The organism is Embleya sp. NBC_00888, assembly GCF_045207655.1.
GTDB lineage: Bacteria > Actinomycetota > Actinomycetes > Streptomycetales > Streptomycetaceae > Embleya.
Genome location: NZ_CP108784.1, coordinates 2021107 through 2042656, shown reverse-complemented (window position 1 = coordinate 2042656; position 21550 = coordinate 2021107). Strand labels below are relative to the sequence as shown.

Sequence of the window (21550 nt, the reverse complement as noted above, 5' to 3'; positions counted from 1 at the left end):
GTTGGCGCGCCCCGCTGCCTCGCAACCCCCGACGCGCTTGCCCGCCCTCCCCGGCGTCGCGACTCCGGGGAGGGCACTCGGTCGGGCGCGCTCGGCGGGCCGGTGGGCGGCTGCTCGGCCGAGGGGTTGCCGTATGGGAGCGACGCCGGGGGCCGGGGTTGCCCTGGCCGTACGGGGCCGGCGGATCGGTCGACGTGGTCGAGTTCGTGGTCGAGTTCGTGGTCGAGTTCGTGGGTGGTCCGGGTGTCGGGGCGCCGAAGTCGGATGGGTCCCCCGCAGGCCGGGCCGGCGGCACCGAGGCCGAGGGCGTGGTTCTGCCTCCTGCGCTCGCCTCCGGAACTTCGTTGCGTCGGTGGTGTTGTCGGGTCGGGAAGGTGTCGGGATGGGTGGGTTCGCGGGTAGGTCTTCGTGCGGTTGAGGCTGCGTCAGTTCCGGCCGCGCGTCGGCTTGGTGGAGTATCGCGTCGTGCAGCCTCGGTCGCCGCTGCGGCATACCGCGTTGGCCGATCCGCTGGGGGAGTACGGCGTGGTGGTCGGCGACCATGACGGGTTGGCCCGGTTGGCGGCCCTGTTCTCGTTCGCGGCCTATTCGCGGCGTACCGTCGTGCATGTTCCGTTGCGGAGTGGTGTGCCGTTGGACGACGAGACGTTCATCGACGCGAGCGGCGGTCGGGTGGACCTGGTGCTGATGCATCATTCACTGGGACTGCGCCCGAGCGCGTGGCCGCGGGTCAGGCGGCGGTTGACGGCCGGCACGCCGCTCACGGTGGAGACTCGCGAGGAGCGCACGGAACGGGATGCCGCCGCGTGGCTGCGGCAGAGTGGGCATCGCGACACGAGGGAGTGGCTGCGGCCCGTGACGTACGCGCGGACCGCTTTCCTGATCGGGAGCCGGGGCGTCTTCGCCGCCGCCTCATCCGAGTTCGCGTACGCCGCCGGCCGTGGGCTCCGCGAACCCGACGCGCTCAAGGGCTACTTGGCGCTGGTCGGCTCGCTCACCCACGAGTTGCCGCCCGACGATTCTTTGCGGCCACCGGAATTGGACATCACGTTCAAGGCGCGCAGGCCGTACCACCGCTTCAAGCACCCATAGGCACGCCTCCTCGCACCTCCTCGCGTCTCATGGCGCATCCACGAGCCTTCTCGCAGCTCCGCGCGACTACCTATCCGTGACTGATTCCGTTCCTCCGCGCCACGCCTAGGTTCTCGAACCAGGGGAGCGGGCGTCTCGATCCGGGGTCGAGAGAGTCCATGGTCTCTCCCTCGCCACTGAGGTGGCCGTCGGCGACCGGCGCTCACGGGGGCGGCGGGACGCACGGTGTGCGCGCGACGGGAACCTCGGCGCGGTGCAGCCGGCGGGCCGCGCCCCTCGACCCCCGGGCCGCGCCCCTCGACCCCCCGGCAGCCACCCCACCCTCCCCTCGCAAACGCCGCCCCCACCCGGCTACCACCCCACTCTCCCCCTCGTAACCCGCCCCACCCCAAACCCCCGCCCCAACCCCCGCGCTACTCCCCGCCATTACTCCCACGGGATTAGTCACCACCCCCGGACATCGCCCGGAGTAACCCGGACATCGGCCGTCCGCCGGACGCCCCCGGCCCGGGCGGCCGAGAGCCTTGACGGCATGGAGACACAGTCGAAGGAAGAGACCGCGCCGGTCCGCCGGAGGCGGTTGTGGGCGGTGCCGTGGGCCGTCGTGGGCGGCTGGATTCTTGTCGTCCTGGTGGCCGGGATGTTCGCGTCCAAGCTCGCCGATGTGCAGCGCAACGAGGCCGTGGATTATCTGCCGGCAAACGCCGAGTCGACCCAAGTGGCCAAGGTTCAGGCCGGGTTGCCCGGCGGTGACGCGATGGACGTGCAGCTCGTGTATCACCGGGACGGCGGATTGACGCTCGCCGACGGGGAGTTGGCGGCAGGTCAGGTCGCCGAGGTGGTGACTCGGCATCCGCTGGTGGCCGGGCCGGGGCCGGTCGCGGAGGAGTCGGTCGACCACGCGACGTTGCGCTACGCGTTGTCCGTCGATCGGCGTGGTGCCGAGCCGGATGAGATCGTCCCGGACATTCGCAAGGTGCTCGATCGGCATCCGGACGGGCTCAGCGTGCGGCTCGGTGGACCCGGCGGGATCGAGGCGGACATGGGGGAGGTGTTCGACTCGATCGACGGGACGTTGTTGTTGGCCAGCGTGCTCGTGGTGGCCGTGCTGCTGATGCTGACCTATCGCAGCCCGTACCTGTGGTTCGTGCCGCTCGCGTGCGCCGGTGTCGCGGTGGCGGTCGCGACGGCGGCGGTGTACGGGTTGGTGCGGGCGTTCGGGATCACCGTCACCGGACAGAGTTCGGGTGTGTTGACGGTGCTCGTGTTCGGTGCGGGTACCGACTACGCGCTGCTTCTGGTAGCCCGGTATCGCGAGGAACTACGGGTCCACGCACGGCCGTTGGACGCGATGCTTGCTGCGCTGCGCGGATGTGGGCCGGCCGTTGTGGCCTCGTCGGGGACGGTCGTGGTGGGGCTGTTGTGCCTGACCGCCGCGGATCTGAACAGCAGTCGGGGTATGGGGCCGGTCGGCGCCGTGGGCGTGGCGTGTGCGCTCGCGGTGATGACGACGTTGTTGCCGGCGGTACTGGTGCTGCTCGGGCGCCGGGTGTTCTGGCCGTTCGTGCCCGCGTTCGGTAGCGAGCCCAAGCGTGGCCGCGGGGCGTACGCGCGGATCGGGACAGGGGTATCCCGACGGCCGATCGCGGTGTTGGTGGCGGGGGTCGTACTGCTGGGGGCGGGTGCGCTGACCGCGTTCGCGCTGCCGGATCCGCTGCGGCAGGGTGACGGCTTCACGTCGAAGCCCGAGTCGATCGCGGCGCAGGCGACGTTGAGTGTGGCCTTCCCGGAGCAGTCGGGTGCGCCGATCGCGGTGATGGCGCGTACCGAACGGGCCTCGGCCGTGCTCGCGGCGGTCTCCAGGACTGAGGGTGTCGGTCAGGCTCGGCAGGCGCGAACCGCGGGTGGCTGGACGGAAATCCTGGCCTTCGCGAAGGATCGGCCGGAGTCGGCCGGGGAACACGCCACGATCGAACGGTTGCGCACCGTGCCGGACGCGCGCGTCGGCGGGTCCACCGCGCAGCAGATGGACACCTCGCACACCACGGCGCGGGATCGCCGGGTCGTCGTCCCACTCGTGCTGCTCGCGGTGTTGCTGGTGCTGATCGTGTTGTTGCGGAGTCTGGTCGCACCGCTGATCCTGGTCGCAGCCGTCGCGTTGGTGTGGGCCGCCTCGCTGGGTATCGGTGGGCTGATCTTCGAGCACGGCTTCGGATACGCGGGAGTGGACGCGCAAACTCCGCTGCTGACCTTCGTGTTTTTGGTCGCGCTCGGGGTGGACTACGGCATCTTCCTGATGCATCGGGTGCGGGAGATGTCGCTGCGTGGGGACTCGGTGAGGATTGCCGCGCCGGCCGCGCTGGAGACCACCGGCGGGGTGATCGCGTCCGCCGGGTTCGTGCTGGCGGCGACGTTCTCGGTGCTCATGTTGCTGCCGCTGGTCTCCCTGGTGGAGATCGGATTCGTGGTCGCGATGGGCGTGTTGATCGACACGTTCCTGGTGCGTACGTTCCTGGTCACCGCCGCGAGCGTGGCGCTGGATCGGCGGATCTGGTGGCCGGGTCCGCTGTCTGGGCGGCCCGCGCCCGAGTCGGCGGGGACCCGGCCGGTGGAACCGCCCGCGTCGTCCCGGAAGATGGCGGTGTGACGAAGCGATCGTTTGGGGGCGGGGCGTCCCTCTGGGACGCCCTGCTCGCGTCCCTGCTGGCGGCATGCGCGATCGGCTCGGCGTGGATGTGGCCCGGACAACGGTCGATGGACCCGATCGGCGTGGCGCTGCTGGTCGGTGCGGCGATCCCGCTGGCCTGGCGTCGGACGCGGCCGGGAACCGCGCTGTTGGTGACGTTCATCCTGACGGTGCCGTACCACAACCGGGAGTACCTGCACGAGAGCGCGGCCGCGTTGGCGCTGCTCGCGCTGGGGACGTACGCGGCGTACATCCGGCGCGAGGAGGCGATCGTGCTCGCCTTCGTGGCGTTGACCGTGGTCGTCGTGGTGATGACCTTCGGCGGCCAGGACGCGCCGTCGTGGCGGGATCGTTGCGGCATGGCCGGCTGGGTGTTCGCGGCGCTGGTCGCGGGGCAGGCGTGGCGCATCCATCACGCGCACATGAGCGCGATCATCGATCGGGCCGAGCGGGCCGAGCGTACGCGGGACGAGGTGGCCCGGCGGCGGGTGGCCGAGGAACGGCTGCGGATCGCACGCGACCTGCACGACCTGCTCGCGCACAGCATCACCTTGATCGGTGTCCAGGCGGGCGTGGCCGCGCACCTCGCGGCCCAGGATCCGCCGGTGGAACGCACTGTGCTGGTCGGCGCGTTGGACACCATCGCCGAGACGTGCCGGGACACCAGGCACGAACTCCGGGCCACGCTCTCCGTGCTGCGGGACGCCGAGGAGGTCTCGTCGTACGAGGCGGTGCCCGGTCTGGCCGGGCTGGACGGCCTGGTGCCGCTCGTGAGCGCGGCACGCTCCGCCGGCATCGAGGTCACGCTCGTCGGCCACGACGGACCACCGCCGGTGCCCGAGGTGGGCGTTGCCGTGTACCGGATCGTGCAGGAGGCGCTGACGAATGTGGTGAAGCATTCGCAAGCACGTTCCGCACGGGTCGAACTCGCCGTCGTGGATGCCGAACTGCGGGTCACCGTGTGCGATGACGGCCGTGGAGTCGGAATCGGGAGCGGCATCGCGAGTAGGAGCGAGAGCGGGAATGGGAACGACGTCGAGGCCGGGCAGGAGGGCGGGTTCGGCATTCTCGGGATGACCGAACGGGCTCGTAGCGTGGGAGGGACGTTGGTCGCGGGGCCGGGGCCCGGGGTGGGAGGCGGGTTCAAGGTGGAGGCCGTGTTGCCGATGGGCGAGCGGGAGGGGGCGTGATGACCCGTCGCCGGGAGGCGCGGAGCGTCGGGGTGGGGCACTGCGCCGGTCGGGCGGCGGTCGCGCGATGATCAACGTGCGGTGAGGGCCTGACACCCTGCGGCGGCGTGTACGTGACGAGGGCCGGGAGCGGTGACGGGTGCGCGGCGCGGTGGCGTGTGTGTGCGGCCGGTTCGCCTGGGCACGCGAGCGGCGGACACACGGGCCGACGCGGCGATGCGGACGCAGCCGGTGCGATCGGTGCGACCGGTGCGATCGGTGTGGCAGCTGCGGTGGGCGCGGTGGGTGTGCGAGCGGCCGACCGCCGCGCGTGATGTCATGCCTTTCGGGGTGACGGATTCGGACGGGATGGCCGCCAGTGGCGGTGTCGGGTGAGTGGGGGAGCGCGTGACGGGCGGCAAGCTGCGGGTGTTGCTCGCGGACGACCAGCATCTGGTGCGGTCGGCGTTCGCGATGTTGGTGAGCTCGGCCCCCGACATGGAGGTGGTCGGTGAGGCCGCCGACGGGCGGGCCGCGATCGAACTCGCCCGCACCACCGGGCCGGACGTCGTGGTGATGGACATCCGGATGCCCATCCTGGACGGGATCGAGGCCACTCGGCTGATCGCCGCGGATCCGGAGTTGTCGCGGGTCAGGGTGCTGGTGTTGACCACCTACGAGGACGACGAGAACGTGGTGGCCGCGTTGCGCGCGGGCGCCGGCGGCTTCCTGGTCAAGGACACCCGCCCGGCCGAGTTGCTGGCGGCGATCCGCACGATCGGGGCGGGTGAGGCACTGCTGTCACCGGGGCCCACGGCGCGGCTGATCTCGCGCGTACTGCGCATGCCGACCACGCCGACGGTGGGCGAACCGGGTTCGGTCCGGGTCGCGGACCTGTCGGCGCGCGAACGCGAGGTGCTCACACTGGTCGGGCGGGGTTTGACCAACGCGGAGATCGGCACGCTTCTCGGGCTGAGCCCGCTCACCGCGAAGACGCACGTCAGTCGCATCATGGCCAAGCTCGACGCGCGCGATCGACCGCAACTGGTCGTGATCGCCTACGAGTCGGGCCTGATCGTCCCCGGTGACGACCCGTCGCCGTCATAGGCTGTGCCGCCGCTTCAAACGCTCCTTTTCCAACGCTCCTTTGCTCCACCGGTTCCGATGTTCCTTCAGATTCCGACGCCGTCTCGGGTATCAGTCCTGGTACACCGCCTCCGGCGCAGTCGCCGCCTCGGTGCCGGGGATGAAGCGGGACACGTAGTCGTTGTACAGACGCAGCCACGTTCCATCGCGGCGGATGCGTTCCAGCGAGGCGTTGACGAATCGCACCAGGTCCGGGTTGTTCTTGGCGATTTCCAAGCCGTATGGCTCGCGGGTGAGTTTGGGACCGACCAGTTCCACGAAGCGGTCCTGGGCCTGGAGGCCGACCATGATGGTGTCGTCGCCGACCGCTCCGTCGGCCTGGCCCTGTTGGATGTGGATGAGGCAGTCCGCCCAGGTGTCGCCGGTGACGGGAGTCAGGGACTTGGTGGCGCGTACCGCGTCGGCCGCGGTGGTGCCGGCGACCGTGCAGACACGGGTTCCGCTCGGTAGGCCGATCAGGCCCTTCGAGTGGTCGCCGGCCGCGGCGGGGCTGTCTCGCAGCACGAGTACGCGCTGTCCCGACTCGTAGTAGATCGAGCTGAAGTCGACCATGGTCCGGCGCCGGCAGTTGACGGTGACCGACTTCGCGACGATGTCCACCTGGCCGCCTGCGACGGCCTGTTCGCGGATGTTGTTGGGCACGACGCGGAAGCGCAGTCGGTTCGGGTCGGAGTCGCCGAACAGGTCGGCGGCTATCTCCCGGACCAGATCGATGTCGAAGCCCTTGAGCCTGTTGTGGTCGGTCACGTCCGCGTAGCTGAACGGGTAGGTGCTCTGGTCTATCCCGACGGTCAGGTAGCCCTGGCTGAGGATGCGTGCGAGCGAGCCGTCGGTCGTGTAGTCGGCGGCACGCGGCGGCCCCGACTTGGGGCGCAGGCTCGCGGTCGGATTGCCGCACGAGGCGGCGGACGGGTCGTTGGTCGCACCGGGCGCGGTTCCGCCCGGGAGGGCCGCGGGCGGCGCGGGGCCGATGGGCACGGCGGCCGGACTCCGGGTGGAGGTCGAGGAGGTACAGGCCACCAGCACGATCAGGGCTGCCAACAGCGCCAGAGCCGGCGTGACGGCGCGCCGGCCGCGCGGCGGCCGACCCGAGGTGGGGCGCCCGAACGTATAGCGGGGCTCCGGACGGCGATTGGAACGGCCGTTGGAACGGCGATCCGGACGCCGGAGCGGGCGCCGGGCCGTGCGGTGCGGTGGAACTGCGTGCGTGGACATGACGCATCACCTCCGGTGGCGGCGCACGGGACACCGCTCGGCTCGGCCGGTTCGGGCCTGATCGGGACGCTACCGGAAGGAACTCGGCGGCCACTGGGGGGAATCCCCCCGATTCCGCGGGCGCTCGCGGGCTACCCGTGGGCTTTCTCGACGGCTTCCTCGGCGGCTTCTGCGGTAGTGCCGAGGTCGCCGGTCAGGCAGCGCTGGAGCTGGGGGCCGAGCCAGCCGACGACCTCGGCGTGCGTCATGGCCACGATCGGCGGGAGGCGTAGGACGTAACGGCACAGGGCTAGGCCGAGAACCTGGGCGGCGGCCAGGCCGGCGCGGCGGGGGGCCTCTTCGGGGTTCGGGCAGGCACGGCGCACGACGGGTGCGAGTTGTCCGGCGAAGACCGTGCGCATGCGTTCGGCGGCTTCCTCGTTGGTGACGCCCGTACGCAGCAGGATCATCATCGCCTCGTCGTCCTCCCAGCGATCCAGGAAATGAGCCGAGAGCACTGCTCCGAGTCGAGAGCGGGGCACCGATTCGAGATCGGGCAGGCGCAGGTCCACATCGGCGGCGGCGGCGAACAACTTCTCCTTGTTGCCGAAGTAGCGCATGACCATCGCCGGATCGATCGCGGCGTCGGCGGCGATCGCCCGGATCGTCGCGCGCTCGTAGCCGTCGGACCCGAACCGCTCGCGTGCGGCGGCCAGGATCACGGCCTTGGTCTCGGTCGATGACCTTCGCGGAGTGCTCATGTCAACGATTGTAGGCCAACGCCTGTTGACATCGGGAGGCGGTCGCGTCATGGTTATGTCAACAGTCGTTGGCCAACAAGTGTTGACAAGGGCGTCGGTCCAATACGCCCGACCTCCGCGCCCGATCCCGCAAGGCACCGCACCGCACGGAGCCGCCCCACCGCAGCCCGTCGCACGCCATCGCACCGAAGGAGCCCGCCATGACCTCCCAGCCCCCGACCACCCCCGCCACCCCGAGTACGCCCGCCACCCCTCAGCCGTCTCCGCAGCCCGCCTCGCCCCCGCGACTGCCCACCACCACCGACGTCCTGGTCGTCGGCGCCGGTCCCGCCGGGCTGACCCTCGCCCTCGCTTTGGCCGCCCAGGGGCGCGACGTCACCGTTGTCGACGCGCACGCCGCCGCCGAGCACACCTCGCGGGCCGCCGTCGTACACGCCCGCACCCTGGAGGTGCTCGCCCCGCTCGGTGTGGCCGGGCCGCTGGTCGAACTGGGCATCCAGTCACCGACGTTCACCGTTCGCGACCGGGACCGGGTGGTCGTCCGCATCGACTTCGACGGGCTGCCCACCGACTACCCGTACTCGCTGATGGTGTCCCAGGCCACCACCGAGGCGACCCTGTCGGCTCGGTTGACCGAGCTCGGCGGCACCGTGTTGCGGCCGTACTCGGTGACCACACTCGACCAGGACGCCGACGGCGTGACCGCGACCTTCGAGCACGGCGAACGAGTGCGTGCCGCTTGGGTGGTCGGCGCCGACGGCATGCACAGCACGGTGCGCGAGCAGGCCGGCATCGGTTTCCAGGGCGGTACGTACGGCGAGTCGTTCGTGCTGGCCGACGTGCGGCTCGGTGGTGCCGTCTCGGCCGACGAGGTGATCCTGTACTTCGCGCCCGCCGGTCTCGCGGTGGTCGCTCCGCTCCCGGGTGGTCGGCACCGCGTCGTCGCCCCGGTCGCCGACGCGCCGCACGAGCCGTCGCTCGCCTTCGTACAGGAACTCATCGACGAGCGCGGCCCGTCGACCGGCCGGGTGGTGGTCGAAGAGGTCGTGTGGGGATCGCGGTTCCGGGTCCACCACCGCGTTGCCGACACCTACCGGGCCGGGCGGATCCTGCTGGCCGGCGACGCCGCACACGTGCACAGCCCGGCCGGTGGCCAAGGCATGAACGCCGGCATCCTCGACGCCGTGGCGCTGGCCGACGCGCTCGGCTCGGTTCTCGACGGCGGCGCGACCTCGGCCCTGGACGCGTACGGCGCCACCCGCCGTCCGATCGCCGAGCAGATCGTGCAACTCGCCGACCGGATGACCCGCGTCGCCACGATCACCCCGGCACTGCGCCCGCTGCGCAACGTGGTGCTGCGCACGATCACCCGAATCCCCGCCGTACGCCGCGACCTTGCGCTGCGCCTCTCCGGCCTGACGTACCGCTGAGCGCTGTTCCGGGCGTAAGGCGCGCGGCTCCGGACCGGCGGACGGTCGTCACGACGTCCGGAGCGCGCCGGCCCGGCTCGACCCGACCCGACCACTCAAACGTGCGCCGGAGACGTCTCCTGATGAAGCATCACGACCGAGACCGAAACCGAAGCGGAAGCGGACACGGAAGCCAGGGTGGAAGCCGAAGCGGAGGCCGAAGTAGCCGAGCTCCGCTCCAAAGCCGCCGCCAAGTCCCCCCACAGATCGTCCTCGTGCTCGAGACCAACCGACAAACGCAGCAACTTCGGTCCGATCGCGCCCTCGTCCCGCGCCGCGTCGTCGATCACCCGGTGGGTCAGCGAAGCCGGGTGCTGGATCAGCGTGTCCGTGCCGCCGAGGCTGACCGCAGGCGTGATCAGCCGGAGCGCGGCCACCAGCGCCATCGGGTCGCCGGCCGGTTCGAAGGCCACCAGCGCGCCGCCGATGCTCGGGTAGTGCACCCGTTCGACCGCCGGGTGGGCGGCCAGCCGTTCGGCCAGGATCGCGGCCGACGCGGACGCCTTCGCGACCCGGATCGGCAGCGTCGAGAGGCCGCGCAGCAACAGATAGCCCGCCAACGGATGCAGCAACGCACCTGTGGCGAACCGGATTTGGCGCAGCACGTCGGCCGATTGCGAATCGCACGCGACCACGCCGCCCATCACGTCGCCGTGCCCGCCGAGGAACTTGGTCGCGCTGTGCAGCACCATCCGCGCACCCGACCTGGCCGGCTGTTGCAACACCGGCGTCGCGAAGGTGTTGTCCACCAACAGCGGTACGTCCCCCGCCTGGGCCGCGAGGTCGGCCAGGTCCAGCTCGGCCAGGGTCGGATTGGCCGGTGTCTCGACCATCACCAGACCGGTGTCCGGTCGCAACGCCCGGGCCACGCCGTCCGGTTCGACCCAGGTGACCTCGGTGCCGAGCAGGCCGCTCGTGAGCAGGTGGTCCGTGGTGCCGTACAGCGGGCGGACCGCCACCACGTGCCGGCGGCCCTGCGCGGCGGCCGCGAGCAGGCACGCGGTGACCGCCGCCATGCCGCTCGCGAACGCGACCGCGTCGGCGCATCCCTCCAACTCGGCCAGCGCGACCTCGAAGCGGCGCACCGTCGGATTCGTCAACCGGCCGTAGATCGGCGAGCCCTCCGGCAGCGCGCCCTCCGCGTACGCGTCCAGGGCGAGCGCCGCGGCCGGCAGGTCCGGGAGTGGGTAGGTGGTGGACAGATCGATCGGCACGGCGTGCGTACCGAGGGCGGCGAGGTCGTCGCGACCCGCGTGCACCGCCCGCGTCTCGAACATCCGCCCCACGCCGCCCACCGGCCCTTCGCCGCGCACGCCGTGCGCGGGACGCGCTCCGTCCACCCCACCCACGGCGAGCCCGCCATCCGCGCCCGTCGTGCCATTCACCGCGTCAAGATCCGCTCGGAGGTCATCCATGCCCGCCATCGTGCGCCGACCCCCGGCAAATGAGCCGATGGCCCGAATTATGATCGCCCGATGAGCCAATCCATCGCCCTCGATCCGATCGATCTCGGAATTCTCCGGTCCCTCCAGAACGATGCCCGGATCAGCAACAAAGCGCTCGCCGCCGAGGTCGGGATCGCGCCGTCGACGTGCCTGGACCGGGTCGCCCGGCTGCGCTCTGCCGGGGTGGTGAAGGGGGCGACGGTGGAGGTCGACGCGGCGGCGCTCGGCCGGCCGTTGCAGGCGATGCTCGCGGTTCGAGTGCGGCCGCATCACCGGGTGGTGCTCAACCCGTTCGTGGGGCACGTGCTGAAGCTGCCGGAGACCCGCGCGCTCTACCACCTGGCCGGACCCGACGACTTCCTCGTGCATGTCGCGGTCGCCGACGCGACCGGACTGCAACGACTGGTGGTGGACGGCTTCACCGCACGCACCGAGGTGACCCAGGTGCACACCATGCTGATATTCCAACAATGGCAGGGCGGTCCGCTCCTCCCACCCGAACCCCAGGGCCCGGCCCGGCGCCTGACGGCCGGCTGACCCGGCCGCACCCGCCGCCCCGGGGCCGCCTCACTGCTCGGCCCGCCGCCCGGTGCGCGGCCGTACGTCCCCCTCGCCCTGCCGCGCCGACAGCACGATCCCCATCGCCACCGTCAAGGCCGCCACCGCGCCGGCCGTCGGTACGGCCGCCGCGCCCAGGAACGTGCAGAGCAGGACCAACACGGCGGCCGTCGGCAGCAGCGATTGTTGCGCGAGGCCGTTCTTGTGGTGTCGCGAATGCAGCGCGTACGTGGTCAGCAGGAACAGCGCGGTCGGGATCGTCACACTCGCCGACGCGGCCATCCGGGAGATGTGCGCCTCGCCCACGGCCTGCTCGACGGCGACCTCCAGGCCCGCGCCGATCGACGCCGCCGAGCCGAAGATCACATAGTGGCCGTACCCCCACAGGAAGGCCTGGCGATTGGACGCGAGGAAGTCGTGGATCGGCACCGCGAAGTAGATCCAGTACGCCGCGAACACGATCAGCAGCCCGCCGGCGGCGATCGGCAGCAGTTCGTCCAGCGCGGCCTCGTCGTCGAGCGCGGTCTGGATCGCGATGGTCGCGGCGGAGATGCTCTCGCCGAGCATGATGATGGTGAACAGCCCGTACCGCTCGGCGATGTGATGCGGATGCCAGGCGGTGGTGTGGTCGCGTTCGGCGATCGCCGGCACCGCCATCTCGGCGATCGCCAGTGGTACGAAGCCCCACTTCCACGCGGCGTCCGGGAGCAGCAGCAGGACCACCCAGCCGATCTGCACCAGCACCAGCCCCGCCGCGTAGCGCAGCGCGGTGCGCCGGGCCGCCGGGTCGGTCTCGTCGTGGGCCGCCCGCAGCCACTGGAAGGTCAGCGCGACGCGCATGATCAGGTACCCGACGATGGCGACGGTGTAGTCGCTGTAGTCGAACGCGCGCGGCACCCCGGCGGCCAGGACCAGGACGCCGGTGATCTGTACGAGCGTCGCGACCCGGTACAGCGGGTCGTCGCAGTCGTACGCGGACGCGAACCAGGTGAAGTTGACCCACGCCCACCAGATCGCGAAGAACACGAGCAGGTACCCGAAGATCCCGTGTCCCGGGTGCCCGTCCGCCAGCGAGTGCACGAGTCGACTGCCGGCCTGGGCCACCGCGACCACGAAGGTCAGGTCGAAGAACAACTCGAGCGGGGTGGACGCGCGGTGCGGCTCCGCCGTGTCGCGCGAGGCCATCCGGCGCAGGATGGCGTGGGGGCCGGCGGCGGGACGCGCGGGATCGCTCACGAGCTGGGTCCTCTCGTTCCGGGCGTGATCATGCGCGGAGAGTATCCGAATCCACCGGGCAATCACGGCTATATCGAGCGGCCATCAGCGCGAAGACGACCGACCCGGTCCGAAGTCGGTGCGAGGTCCGTCGGGGCCGGCCCGAAGCGGGCCCCGAGGTCAATCCGAGGCCAGCGCCGACGCGTCCAGCTCGTCGAGAGCGGCGTGTCCGGACAGCGCCATGGACAGGTCGAACTCGGCCAGCAGGCAGCGCAGTACGTGCCGGACACCCGCCTCGCCGCCCAGCGCCAGGCCGTACACGTACGGCCGGCCCACCAGGACCGCGCGGGCACCGAGGGCAAGCGCCTTGAGTACGTCGGCGCCGGTGCGCACGCCGCTGTCGAAGAGCACCGTCAGGTCCGCGCCGACCGCCTCGACCACGCTCGGCAGCGCATCCAACGCGCCGATGGCGCCGTCGAGTTGGCGTCCCCCGTGATTGCTCACCACGATCCCGTCCAGACCGGCGTCGCGGGCCCGGCACGCGTCGTCCGGATGCAGGATGCCCTTGAGCACGATCGGACCGATCCAGTTCTCGCGCAGGAACGCCAGGTCGTCCCAGGTCTTGGTCGGGTCGGAGAACATCCCCGCCCAGTGCGCGATCGCCGCCGTCGGATCCTCGGCGATCGGCTTACTCAGACCGGCCAGGAAGGCCGGATCGCTCAGGTAGTTCGCGATCCCGACCTGCCGCAGGAAGGGCAGGTACGCCCGGTCCAGGTCGCTCGGCCGCCAGCCCAGGAACCATGTGTCCAGGGTGACCACGAGCGTGGTGTAGCCGGCCGCCCGGGCCCGGGCGAGCAGGCTGACGGTGACGTCGTTGTCGCGCGGCCAGTAGAGCTGGAACCAGCGCGGACCCGAGCCGGAGGCGGCGGCGATCTCCTCCAGCGTGTACGAGGACGCCGTACTCGCCACCATCGGCACCCCCAGGCCGGCGGCCGCGCGCGCGGTCGCCAACTCGCCCTCCGGGTGCACGATGGACTGCACGCCGACCGGCCCGAGCAGTACCGGAGCGGGCAGGTCGGTGCCCAGCACGGAGCGGGACAGGTCACGCCCACCAACGTCGCGCAGCATGCGCGGGACGATCCGACGCCGCTCGAACGCCGCCCGGTTGGCCCGCATGGTCGCCCCACCGCCGGCACCGCCCAGGACGTATCCGCGCGGACCCGGTTCGAGCAGCTCCCCGGCGGCGGCCTCGAGGTCGGACGCGTCGATCGGGTACGCGGGGGTCTCCCCGGTCAACAGGCCATCGAGGTAGATCGAGTCCTGGAACGCGGAAAACGGACCGGCAACGCTGGGACCATCGGCCACGACTGCCACCTTTCGCCTCGCCTCGTCTCGCCTCGCCGAACGGGGAATCCTCGCGCGGACCCGACGACGATCCCGCACCGAGCGGGCACGCGGAAGAGCCGAACGGAACGAACGAGCCGAACGGGCCGAACGGCGGCCCGAACCCATCGAAGCTGCCGAGCCGGCCGAACAAGCCGAACAATCCGAACAAGCCGAATCATCCGAACGTACCGAACGAGTCGACCTCCCGACATCGGGGCAGACCCACTCGTGTGCGTCCGGACCCCAGGGTCGTGCCGACATTGCTTCGCCGGGAAGCGAGACAAGAAGCCCATCTCTTCTGTGAAATGTCACACGGCACTAGAGTGCTCCGCATACGACACGGACAAGAGGCTGGAGAGGAATCCGCATGACCCGCATCACCCGGATCCCGGGGATGGCCCTCATCGATCACACGTTCACCGTCCCGCTCGACCACTCCCGTCCGGACGGGCCCACCATCGAGGTCTTCGCCCGCGAGGTGGTCGATCCCACCGCCGTCGACAAGAAGCGGCCGTGGTTGTGCTTCCTCCAAGGCGGCCCGGGTGGCAAATCGGCCCGGCCCAATCGCCCCGCCGGCTGGCTCCAGCGCGCGCTGCGCACGCACCGCGTCCTGCTCCTCGACCAGCGCGGCACCGGCCGCAGCACGCCGATCACGCCGAGCCTGGCCGCCCGTACCGCACCCGAGGAACTCGCCACGCTGCTGCGGCACATGCGCGCCGACTCGATCGTCGCCGACGCCGAGCTGATCCGCCGGCGGTTGTGCGGCGACGAGCCCTGGGAGACGCTCGGACAGAGCTACGGCGGCTTCATCACCCTCGCCTACCTCTCCACGGCGCCCGAGGGGTTGAAGTCCTGTTACGTCACCGGCGGGCTGATCGGCCTGGACGTGACCGCGGATGACGTCTACCGGCGCACGTATCCCCGGGTGCGGGTCAAGAACGCCGAGTACTACGCCCGCTACCCGGACGACGTCGAGCAGGTGCGCCGGCTCGCCGACCATCTCACCGCGCACGACGTCCGGCTGCCCGACGGTGACCGACTGACCCCGCGCCGGCTCCAGTTCCTCGGCAACGTGTTCGGGATGGGCGACGGCTACGAGCGCGTGCACTGGATGCTCGACGAGGCGTGGGACGGCGACCAGGTCTCGGACACCTTCCGCGCCGCGGTGATGCACGCCACCGCGCTCACCGACAACCCCCTGTGGGCCGTGCTCCAGGAGCCGATCTACGGCCAGGGCAAGGTCGCCACCGGTTGGGCCGCGGAGAAGGTGCGGGCGGGGTTGCCGGAGTTCGCCGAGAGCGCCGACCGGCTGCTGTTCACCGGCGAGATGATGTACCCCTGGATGTTCGAGGAGATCGCCGCGCTGCGCCCGTTCCGCGAGGCGGCCGACCTGCTCGCCCGACACGACGACTGGCCGGTCCTGTACGACGTCGAGCGACTGCGGACGAATCCGGTCCCGGTCGCGGCGGCGGTCTACTTCGACGACATGTATGTGGACGCGGACCTGTCCCTGGAGACGGCGCGCGAGGTGGCCAACGTACGCGCGTGGGTCACCAACGAGTGGGAGCACGACGGCTCGTACGCCTCCGGCGGCGCGGTCCTGGACCGGCTGATGGACATGGTCGCCGGCAAGATCTGACCTACTCCCACCCCCATCCCATCCCCGTCCGGCAGCGGCTCGGCGCCCGAAGTCCGAGGACTCGGGCGCCGACGCCGGAGCCGGGCACGGGATCGGAAGCCGGTCTCCGCCCCGGCCCCTACCCGGCCCCTACCCGGCCCCGGCCTCAGCCCGGTTGGTTCGGGTCCGCCCACAGGTTGCGGACATGGCCGATGTGCCGCGCCATCACACTCTCGGCCCGGGCCGGGTCGCCGGTGGCGAGCGCGTCCAGGAGTTCGAGGTGTTCCGCGGCGGACGCGACGAGTCGGCCGTTCTCCGCGAGTCGGGACAGACCGTACAGGCGCGAGCGTTTGCGCAGATCGCCGACCACCCGAACCAGGTGTTCGTTGCCCGCGAGCGCGAGCAGCGACAGGTGGAAGCGACGGTCCGCCTCCACGTACCGGATCAGATCGCTCACCTCGGCCGCCGCGACGATCTCCTCGGCGACCGGGCGCAGCGCGGCCAGTTGGGCCGGGGTGACCACGCCCGCGAGTCGGGCCACCACCGGAATCTCGATCAACGCGCGGACCTCGGTGAACTCGTCCAACTCGCGGTCGGAGAGTTCGGTGACCCGAAAGCCCTTGTTGCGTACGGCCTCGACCAGTCCCTCGTTGGCGAGGTCGAGCATCGCCTCGCGCACCGGCGTCGGTGACACGCCGAACTGCGCGGCCAGCGCGGGCGCGGAATAGACCACGCCGGGCCGCATCTCGCCCGCGATCAACGCCGCGCGCAGCTCTCGTGCCACCCGATCCCGCAGGATCGGCCGATCGTCGAAGGACGGCAGCGCGAGCGCTCCGTGTCCCGTGTCCATGGTGCCTCCTCCCGCCATGCTACTGACGGTCAGTCACCCTGGGGGTGGGATCGGAACTGTGCGTACGGGCGACCACGCTGCGTGAGGATCGTCGCCCGGGTCCCCGCCCGGTCCCACCGGAGCCCGGCGCGGTCCCCGCCCGGTCCCGGCCGGGTTCCTCACAGGCGGAACCCGGCCGGGAACGGGTCCTCCGGATCGAGCAGATATTGCGCCGTGGCGGTGATCCAGGCCCGTCCCGTGATCAGCGGCAACACGGCCGGATACCCGGCCACCTCGGTCCGGTCCACGATCCGCCCGTGGAAGCGGGTCCCGATGAACGACTCGTTGACGAACGGCTGTCCCACCGCCAACTCGCCGCGCGCCGCCAACTGGGCCATCCGCGCGCTGGTTCCGGTGCCGCACGGTGAGCGGTCGAACCAACCAGGGTGGATCGCCATCGCGTTGCGCGACAGCGTGGCGTCCGAGCCGGGGGCGAGGAACTGCACGTGGTGGCAGCCCGCGATCTCGGGATCCTCCGGGTGCACCGGCCGGGCCTGCTCGTTGATCGCGGCCATGATGGCCAGTCCGGTGTCCAGAACGCGTCCGGCCTCGGCCCGATCGAACGGCAGGCCGACCTTCTCGATGGGCAGGATCGCGTAGAAGTTGCCGCCGTACGCCATGTCGTAGCCGACCGCGCCGAGCCCGGGCACGTCCACGGTCGCGTCCAGGGTGTGTGCGTACGACGGGACGTTGCGCAGGGTCACCGATCGGGCCGCGCCGTCGCGTACCTCGACCTCGGCGACCACCAGGCCGGCGGGCGTGTCCAACCGCACGGTGGTGACCGGTTCGACCACCTCGACCATGCCGGTCTCGACGAGCACGGTGGCCACCCCGATCGTGCCGTGCCCGCACATCGGCAGACAGCCCGACACCTCGATGAACAACACGCCGTAGTCCGCGTCCGGTCGCGTCGGTGGTTGCAGGATCGCGCCGCTCATCGCGCCGTGCCCGCGCGGCTCGTACATCAACAGCGTGCGCAGGTGGTCCAGATGGGCCATGAAGTGCACGCGTCGCTCGGCCATCGTGGTGCCGGGGATCACCCCGACGCCGCCGGTGATCACCCGGGTCGGCATGCCCTCGGTGTGCGAGTCGACCGCGTGGAAGACGTGTCGTGAGCGCATCAGGTCAGTCCCTCCGCGAGTGCCTTCTCGGTGAACTCGCGCACCGAGGCCTCCTGTTCGGGCAACAGTGGGAGCCGCGGCGGGCGGCACGGGCCGCCTCGGAGGCCGGCCAGGTCCATCGACAACTTGATGGACTGCACGAACTCGGTGCGCGAGTCCAGCCGAAGCAGCGGATGCAGCAGACGGTACAGCGGCAACACGGCGCGCACGTCGCCGCCGACGGCCGCGCGGTACAACTCGACGCTCGCGCGCGGGAAGACGTTCGCGTAGCCGGCGATCCAGCCCACCGCGCCGGCCAGGCCGAACTCCAGTGCGACGTCGTCGCTGCCGATCAACACGTCCAGACCGGGCGCGAGTTCGGCCACCTCGTAGGCCCGCCGTACGTCCCCGGTGAACTCCTTGACGCCGACCACGAGGCCTTCCTCGTACAGGTCCGCGAGCAGTCGCGGGGTCAGGTCGACCTTCGTGTCGAACGGGTTGTTGTAGGCGACGATCGGCAGGCCGGCGCCGGCCACGGTGCGGTAGTGGTCGAGCACCGTGCGGGAGTCCGCGCGGTAGCTGTTGGGCGGGAGCAGCATCACCGCTCGGGCGCCCGCCTCGGCGGCCTGCTCGGTCCAGCGCAGCGACTCGGCCGCGCCGTACGCCGCGACGCCGGGCAGTACCCGGTCGCCGCCCACCGCCTCGACCGCGACCCGCACCACCAGGGCCCGCTCGTCCGGGGTGAGCGACTGGTACTCGCCGAGCGAGCCGTTCGGGCAGACTCCGTCGCAGCCCGAATCCACGAGCCACCGCACGTGTTCGGCGTACGCGTCGAAGTCCACGGACAGGTCCTCGCGCAGCGGTAGCGCGGTGGCCACCACGATGCCGTGCCACGGCTTGCGGTCGGCCGGGTCCGGGGCGGAGTGGGGCGAGGTGGCGGGGTGTGGGCTCATGGGGCTCCTTAGGCTAGGTCTCCGAGACGGATGGGCACACCGATCGGACGGGTGGGCGGGGGCGCGGCGACCGGTCGGTCCAGCACGTCGGACAACACGCACGCGGTGGCCTCGGCGCACATCCGGCCCTGGCACCAGCCCATTCCCGCGCGGGTGAGCAACTTGACCGAGCGCACGTCGTCGGCTCCTCGGCGGGCCGCGTCCTCGATCCGGCCTCGGGGCACCTCCTCGCAGCGGCAGATCGGGGTGTGCGCGTCCGACCAGGACAACCATCCCGGTCGGACCGGATAGAGCGCGCGCAGCCCGGCGGCGAACCGTGTGAGCGCGGCCCGGCGGCGCAGCAGCGCGCGCGGCGGCGTCCGGCCGACCATCGCGTGGGCCGCCAACTCGCCCTCGACCGCCGCGAGATGCACTCCGCCGATGCCGGTGCTCTCACCGGCGGCGAACAGGCCCGGTACGTCGGTGCTCTGCCGCGCGTCCACCGCGACGAAACCGTCCGGGGTGCTCGCACAGCCGAGTTGGCCGGCCAATTCGAGCTGCGGGGTGAAGCCGTAGCCGACCGCGAGCGTGTCGCAGGCCAGTTCGGTCGAGGTGCCGGGCCGCGCGCGCCAGTCCGCGTCGAGCCGGGCCACGGTGACCGAGGTCAGTCCGGTGTGGTCGCCGGTTGCGGCGATCACGGCCCGGCCGGTGCGATAGGGGATCCGCCGCCGGGCCAGCGCGGCGGCGTAGCGGGCGGCCTCGACCACGCGGGCCGGGCTGTGCGGCGCGAGGGCGGCGGCGCGCGGCGTGGGCCGGGACGCCTCCAGGACGGCCCGCACCTGGACGCCCGCGTCGGCCAGCGCGACCGCGACCGGCAGCAGGAACGGTCCGGTGCCCGCGACCACCGCACGACGACCGGGCGCCACGCCGTTGCCCTTGATCAGTGCCTGGGTGCCGCCGGCGGTGAACACCCCGGGCAGGTCCCAGCCGGGGAAGGGCAGTTGCCGGTCGTACGCCCCGGTGGCCAGCAGCAGTCGGCGGCCGAGGACGGTCACCGGGGTGGTGTCCCGCTCGCCGGCCACGGCGTGCACCGCGAAACCCTCGGCCGAGCGTTCCACCGCCCAGACGCGATGTTCGGCCAGGTGCTCGACGGTGTGCAGGCGCGCGAGCGGCGGCCAGGCCGGTGGCCGGCCCGCGCGGTGTCGGTGATATTGGCCGCCCGCCCGGGAGTTGGCGTCGAGAACGGCGACGCGCAGGCCGAACCGGGCGGCGGTGACGGCGGCGGTGAGGCCGGCCGGGCCGGCGCCGACGACGACCAGGTCGTGAATCATGTCGTGGTCACCTCGTCGTCGGGCCGGGCGGTGACCAGGCAGGCCCGCAGGGACGGTGTGCCGTTGACCGTGACCAGGCAGTCGAAGCACACGCCGATGCCGCAGAACAGCCCACGCGGCTTGCCCGCGAACCGGGTGGTGCGCCAGGACCGGATCCCGGCGGCGAGCATCGCGGCGCCGACGGTCTGACCGGCCTCGACCGGGATGCTCCGGCCGTCCACCCTCAGCCGGAAGCGCTCCTCGTCGGGCGGGTGGACCGGGGTGGGTCGGGATACGCCGGTCACGAGGACACCTCCGCGAAGCGGGTCGGGGCGAATGGGGTGGGGTCGACTCCGGGATCGGGCCCGGAGGCGTCGCCGGTCAGGGCCCGGGCGATGAGCAGGCCGGTCGCGGGCGCCAGGCCCACGCCCGCGCCCTCGTGGCCGCACGCGTGCAGCAGGCCGGGCGCGCGCGGGTCCGGGCCGACGACCGGCAGATGGTCGGGGCAGTACGGCCGGAAGCCGCGATAGGCGCGCAACACCGAGACGCCGGCCAGGATCGGGAACAGCTCGATCGCCTGGGCGGCCAGCCGGCGCAGCACCGGTACCGGGAACGAGGGGTCGAAGCCCACCCGTTCGCGGCTCGCGCCGATCAACACGGTGCCGGACGGGGTGCCCTCGACCACGGCCGAGGAGGCCAGGTCCGCGTCGTCGCTGGCCACGTCCCCGGTGTAGGCCGCCGCGTACACCTTGTGTCGCACGATCGGCGGGAGCGGCTCGGTGACCAGCACGAATCCCCGGCGCGGCAGGATCGGCAGGGACACCCCGGCGAGCTCGGCGATCGCACCGGACCAGGTGCCGGCCGCGTTGACCACGGCACCGGCCGCGATGTCGCCGTGCGACGTGCGTACGCCGAGCACCCGATCGCCGCGCCCGCGCCGGAAGCCGGTCACCGTGACGCCGGTGTGCAGGCGTACGCCCGAGCGCAGCAACGCGGCGGCGGCCAGGGCCGGTTGCACCTGAGCGTCCTGCGGGTAGTGCGTGCCGCCGGCCAGGCCGGGGGCCAAGTGCGGTTCGTAGGAGTGCAGTTCCGTGGCGTCGACGGTGTGGGCGGTGACCTCGCAGGCGCGTTGTGCCTCGGCCGCGGCGGTCATCGCGACCGCCTCGGCCTCCGTGCGCGCGACGATCAGGCCGCCTTTGGCCTGGTACTCGAAGTCGTGTCCCTCCTTCGCCAGCTCGCCCCACAGGCGGAGCGAGAGCAGGGCCAGGGACAGTTCCGGGCCGGGATGCTTGTCCGAGACCAGCAGGTTTCCCTCGCCGGCGCCGGTGGTCCCGCCCGCGACCGGACCGCGGTCGAGCACGGTGACCGACAGCCCGGCACGCGCGGCGTAGTGGGCGCACGCGGCGCCGACCACGCCCGCGCCGATGACGACGACATCACTGGGACGGAGTTCGCTCACATCAGTAAAATGTCACATTGCCCTCACGAGGTAAAGGGTTTGCCGGTGCGGTTCCGTGGACAGCCGGAGCCGATCGGCACACGTGCGACCGGGTTCCGCGCGAACGCCGGTTCCGCTCGTC

At 71.7% G+C, this 21550-nt stretch carries 18 protein-coding genes; 7 read left to right on the top strand and 11 right to left on the bottom strand.

What is annotated here, in order from left to right; translation table 11 throughout:
• The first annotated feature begins 408 nt into the window (after positions 1-408).
• The 4 genes from OG948_RS08015 (at position 409) to OG948_RS08000 (ending at position 6054) form a co-directional block, all read left to right on the top strand.
• On the top strand, positions 409-1092 hold the full coding sequence (locus OG948_RS08015) for a hypothetical protein (protein WP_406294996.1): 684 nt from the start codon (positions 409-411) through the stop codon (positions 1090-1092).
• Between the two features lie 532 nt (positions 1093-1624).
• Positions 1625-3739, top strand: a complete 2115-nt coding sequence (locus tag OG948_RS08010; RefSeq protein ID WP_406294993.1) for an MMPL family transporter — start codon at positions 1625-1627, stop codon at positions 3737-3739.
• The gene (locus tag OG948_RS08005) at positions 3736-4968 is read left to right on the top strand and encodes a sensor histidine kinase (RefSeq protein ID WP_406294991.1); all 1233 of its coding nucleotides are present in this window, start codon (positions 3736-3738) and stop codon (positions 4966-4968) included. The genes OG948_RS08010 and OG948_RS08005 overlap by 4 nt, the downstream gene beginning before the upstream one ends.
• A gap of 387 nt (positions 4969-5355) precedes the next feature.
• The gene (locus OG948_RS08000; RefSeq protein ID WP_406294989.1) at positions 5356-6054 is read left to right on the top strand and encodes a response regulator; all 699 of its coding nucleotides are present in this window, start codon (positions 5356-5358) and stop codon (positions 6052-6054) included.
• Positions 6055-6144: 90 nt separating this feature from the next.
• On the opposite strand, the gene OG948_RS07995 is transcribed toward OG948_RS08000, so the two are convergent.
• Positions 6145-7134, bottom strand: coding sequence for a transporter substrate-binding domain-containing protein (locus OG948_RS07995; protein WP_406294987.1), 990 nt, complete (start codon positions 7132-7134; stop codon positions 6145-6147).
• A 305-nt stretch (positions 7135-7439) separates the two neighbouring features.
• On the bottom strand, positions 7440-8048 hold the full coding sequence (locus tag OG948_RS07990; RefSeq protein ID WP_406294986.1) for a TetR family transcriptional regulator: 609 nt from the start codon (positions 8046-8048) through the stop codon (positions 7440-7442).
• 200 nt (positions 8049-8248) lie between these two features.
• Between OG948_RS07990 and OG948_RS07985 the strand changes: the two genes are divergently transcribed.
• Entirely contained in the window at positions 8249-9478 is a 1230-nt protein-coding gene (locus OG948_RS07985) for an FAD-dependent oxidoreductase (protein ID WP_406294984.1), read from the top strand.
• Positions 9479-9573: 95 nt separating this feature from the next.
• Here the strand turns inward: OG948_RS07985 and OG948_RS07980 are convergent, their stop codons facing one another.
• Positions 9574-10857: a trans-sulfuration enzyme family protein gene (locus OG948_RS07980; RefSeq protein ID WP_406300200.1), complete on the bottom strand. Its 1284-nt coding sequence runs from the start codon at positions 10855-10857 to the stop codon at positions 9574-9576.
• A gap of 135 nt (positions 10858-10992) precedes the next feature.
• Between OG948_RS07980 and OG948_RS07975 the strand changes: the two genes are divergently transcribed.
• Entirely contained in the window at positions 10993-11499 is a 507-nt protein-coding gene (locus OG948_RS07975; protein ID WP_395863527.1) for an Lrp/AsnC family transcriptional regulator, read from the top strand.
• Positions 11500-11529: 30 nt separating this feature from the next.
• Here the strand turns inward: OG948_RS07975 and OG948_RS07970 are convergent, their stop codons facing one another.
• The gene (locus OG948_RS07970) at positions 11530-12705 is read right to left on the bottom strand and encodes a low temperature requirement protein A (RefSeq protein WP_406300199.1); all 1176 of its coding nucleotides are present in this window, start codon (positions 12703-12705) and stop codon (positions 11530-11532) included.
• A 210-nt stretch (positions 12706-12915) separates the two neighbouring features.
• Positions 12916-14100, bottom strand: a complete 1185-nt coding sequence (locus OG948_RS07965) for a lactate 2-monooxygenase (RefSeq protein WP_406294982.1) — start codon at positions 14098-14100, stop codon at positions 12916-12918.
• A gap of 388 nt (positions 14101-14488) precedes the next feature.
• Between OG948_RS07965 and OG948_RS07960 the strand changes: the two genes are divergently transcribed.
• Positions 14489-15760 (top strand): alpha/beta fold hydrolase, encoded by a 1272-nt coding sequence (locus tag OG948_RS07960; protein ID WP_406294981.1) that lies wholly within the window; start codon positions 14489-14491, stop codon positions 15758-15760.
• 145 nt (positions 15761-15905) lie between these two features.
• Here the strand turns inward: OG948_RS07960 and OG948_RS07955 are convergent, their stop codons facing one another.
• The 6 genes from OG948_RS07955 to OG948_RS07930 all read right to left on the bottom strand — a co-directional run bounded on the left by OG948_RS07955 (position 15906) and on the right by OG948_RS07930 (position 21429).
• Positions 15906-16589, bottom strand: coding sequence for a GntR family transcriptional regulator (locus tag OG948_RS07955; protein ID WP_395863533.1), 684 nt, complete (start codon positions 16587-16589; stop codon positions 15906-15908).
• Positions 16590-16747: 158 nt separating this feature from the next.
• Positions 16748-17749 (bottom strand): proline racemase family protein, encoded by a 1002-nt coding sequence (locus OG948_RS07950; RefSeq protein ID WP_406294980.1) that lies wholly within the window; start codon positions 17747-17749, stop codon positions 16748-16750.
• Positions 17749-18681: a dihydrodipicolinate synthase family protein gene (locus tag OG948_RS07945; RefSeq protein WP_406294978.1), complete on the bottom strand. Its 933-nt coding sequence runs from the start codon at positions 18679-18681 to the stop codon at positions 17749-17751. Before OG948_RS07945 ends, OG948_RS07950 begins: the two co-directional genes overlap by 1 nt.
• Positions 18682-18689: 8 nt before the next feature.
• Positions 18690-19991, bottom strand: coding sequence for an FAD-dependent oxidoreductase (locus OG948_RS07940; protein ID WP_406294976.1), 1302 nt, complete (start codon positions 19989-19991; stop codon positions 18690-18692).
• The gene (locus tag OG948_RS07935; RefSeq protein ID WP_406294974.1) at positions 19988-20275 is read right to left on the bottom strand and encodes a (2Fe-2S)-binding protein; all 288 of its coding nucleotides are present in this window, start codon (positions 20273-20275) and stop codon (positions 19988-19990) included. The genes OG948_RS07940 and OG948_RS07935 overlap by 4 nt, the downstream gene beginning before the upstream one ends.
• Positions 20272-21429: an NAD(P)/FAD-dependent oxidoreductase gene (locus OG948_RS07930; RefSeq protein ID WP_406294972.1), complete on the bottom strand. Its 1158-nt coding sequence runs from the start codon at positions 21427-21429 to the stop codon at positions 20272-20274. Before OG948_RS07930 ends, OG948_RS07935 begins: the two co-directional genes overlap by 4 nt.
• Between the last annotated feature and the right edge of the window lie 121 nt (positions 21430-21550).

Bases quoted from the DNA above. Each gene is read 5' to 3' on its own strand.
- OG948_RS07985 (WP_406294984.1), top strand. From the start codon at position 8,249: ATGACCTCCCAGCCCCCGACCACCCCCGCCACCCCGAGTACGCCCGCC.
- OG948_RS07955 (WP_395863533.1), bottom strand. From the start codon at position 16,589: ATGGACACGGGACACGGAGCGCTCGCGCTGCCGTCCTTCGACGATCGG.
- OG948_RS07960 (WP_406294981.1), top strand. From the start codon at position 14,489: ATGACCCGCATCACCCGGATCCCGGGGATGGCCCTCATCGATCACACG.
- OG948_RS07990 (WP_406294986.1), bottom strand. From the start codon at position 8,048: ATGAGCACTCCGCGAAGGTCATCGACCGAGACCAAGGCCGTGATCCTG.
- OG948_RS07950 (WP_406294980.1), bottom strand. From the start codon at position 17,749: ATGCGCTCACGACACGTCTTCCACGCGGTCGACTCGCACACCGAGGGC.
- OG948_RS07975 (WP_395863527.1), top strand. From the start codon at position 10,993: ATGAGCCAATCCATCGCCCTCGATCCGATCGATCTCGGAATTCTCCGG.
- OG948_RS07970 (WP_406300199.1), bottom strand. From the start codon at position 12,705: ATGGCCTCGCGCGACACGGCGGAGCCGCACCGCGCGTCCACCCCGCTC.
- OG948_RS07940 (WP_406294976.1), bottom strand. From the start codon at position 19,991: ATGATTCACGACCTGGTCGTCGTCGGCGCCGGCCCGGCCGGCCTCACC.
- OG948_RS08010 (WP_406294993.1), top strand. From the start codon at position 1,625: ATGGAGACACAGTCGAAGGAAGAGACCGCGCCGGTCCGCCGGAGGCGG.
- OG948_RS07945 (WP_406294978.1), bottom strand. From the start codon at position 18,681: ATGAGCCCACACCCCGCCACCTCGCCCCACTCCGCCCCGGACCCGGCC.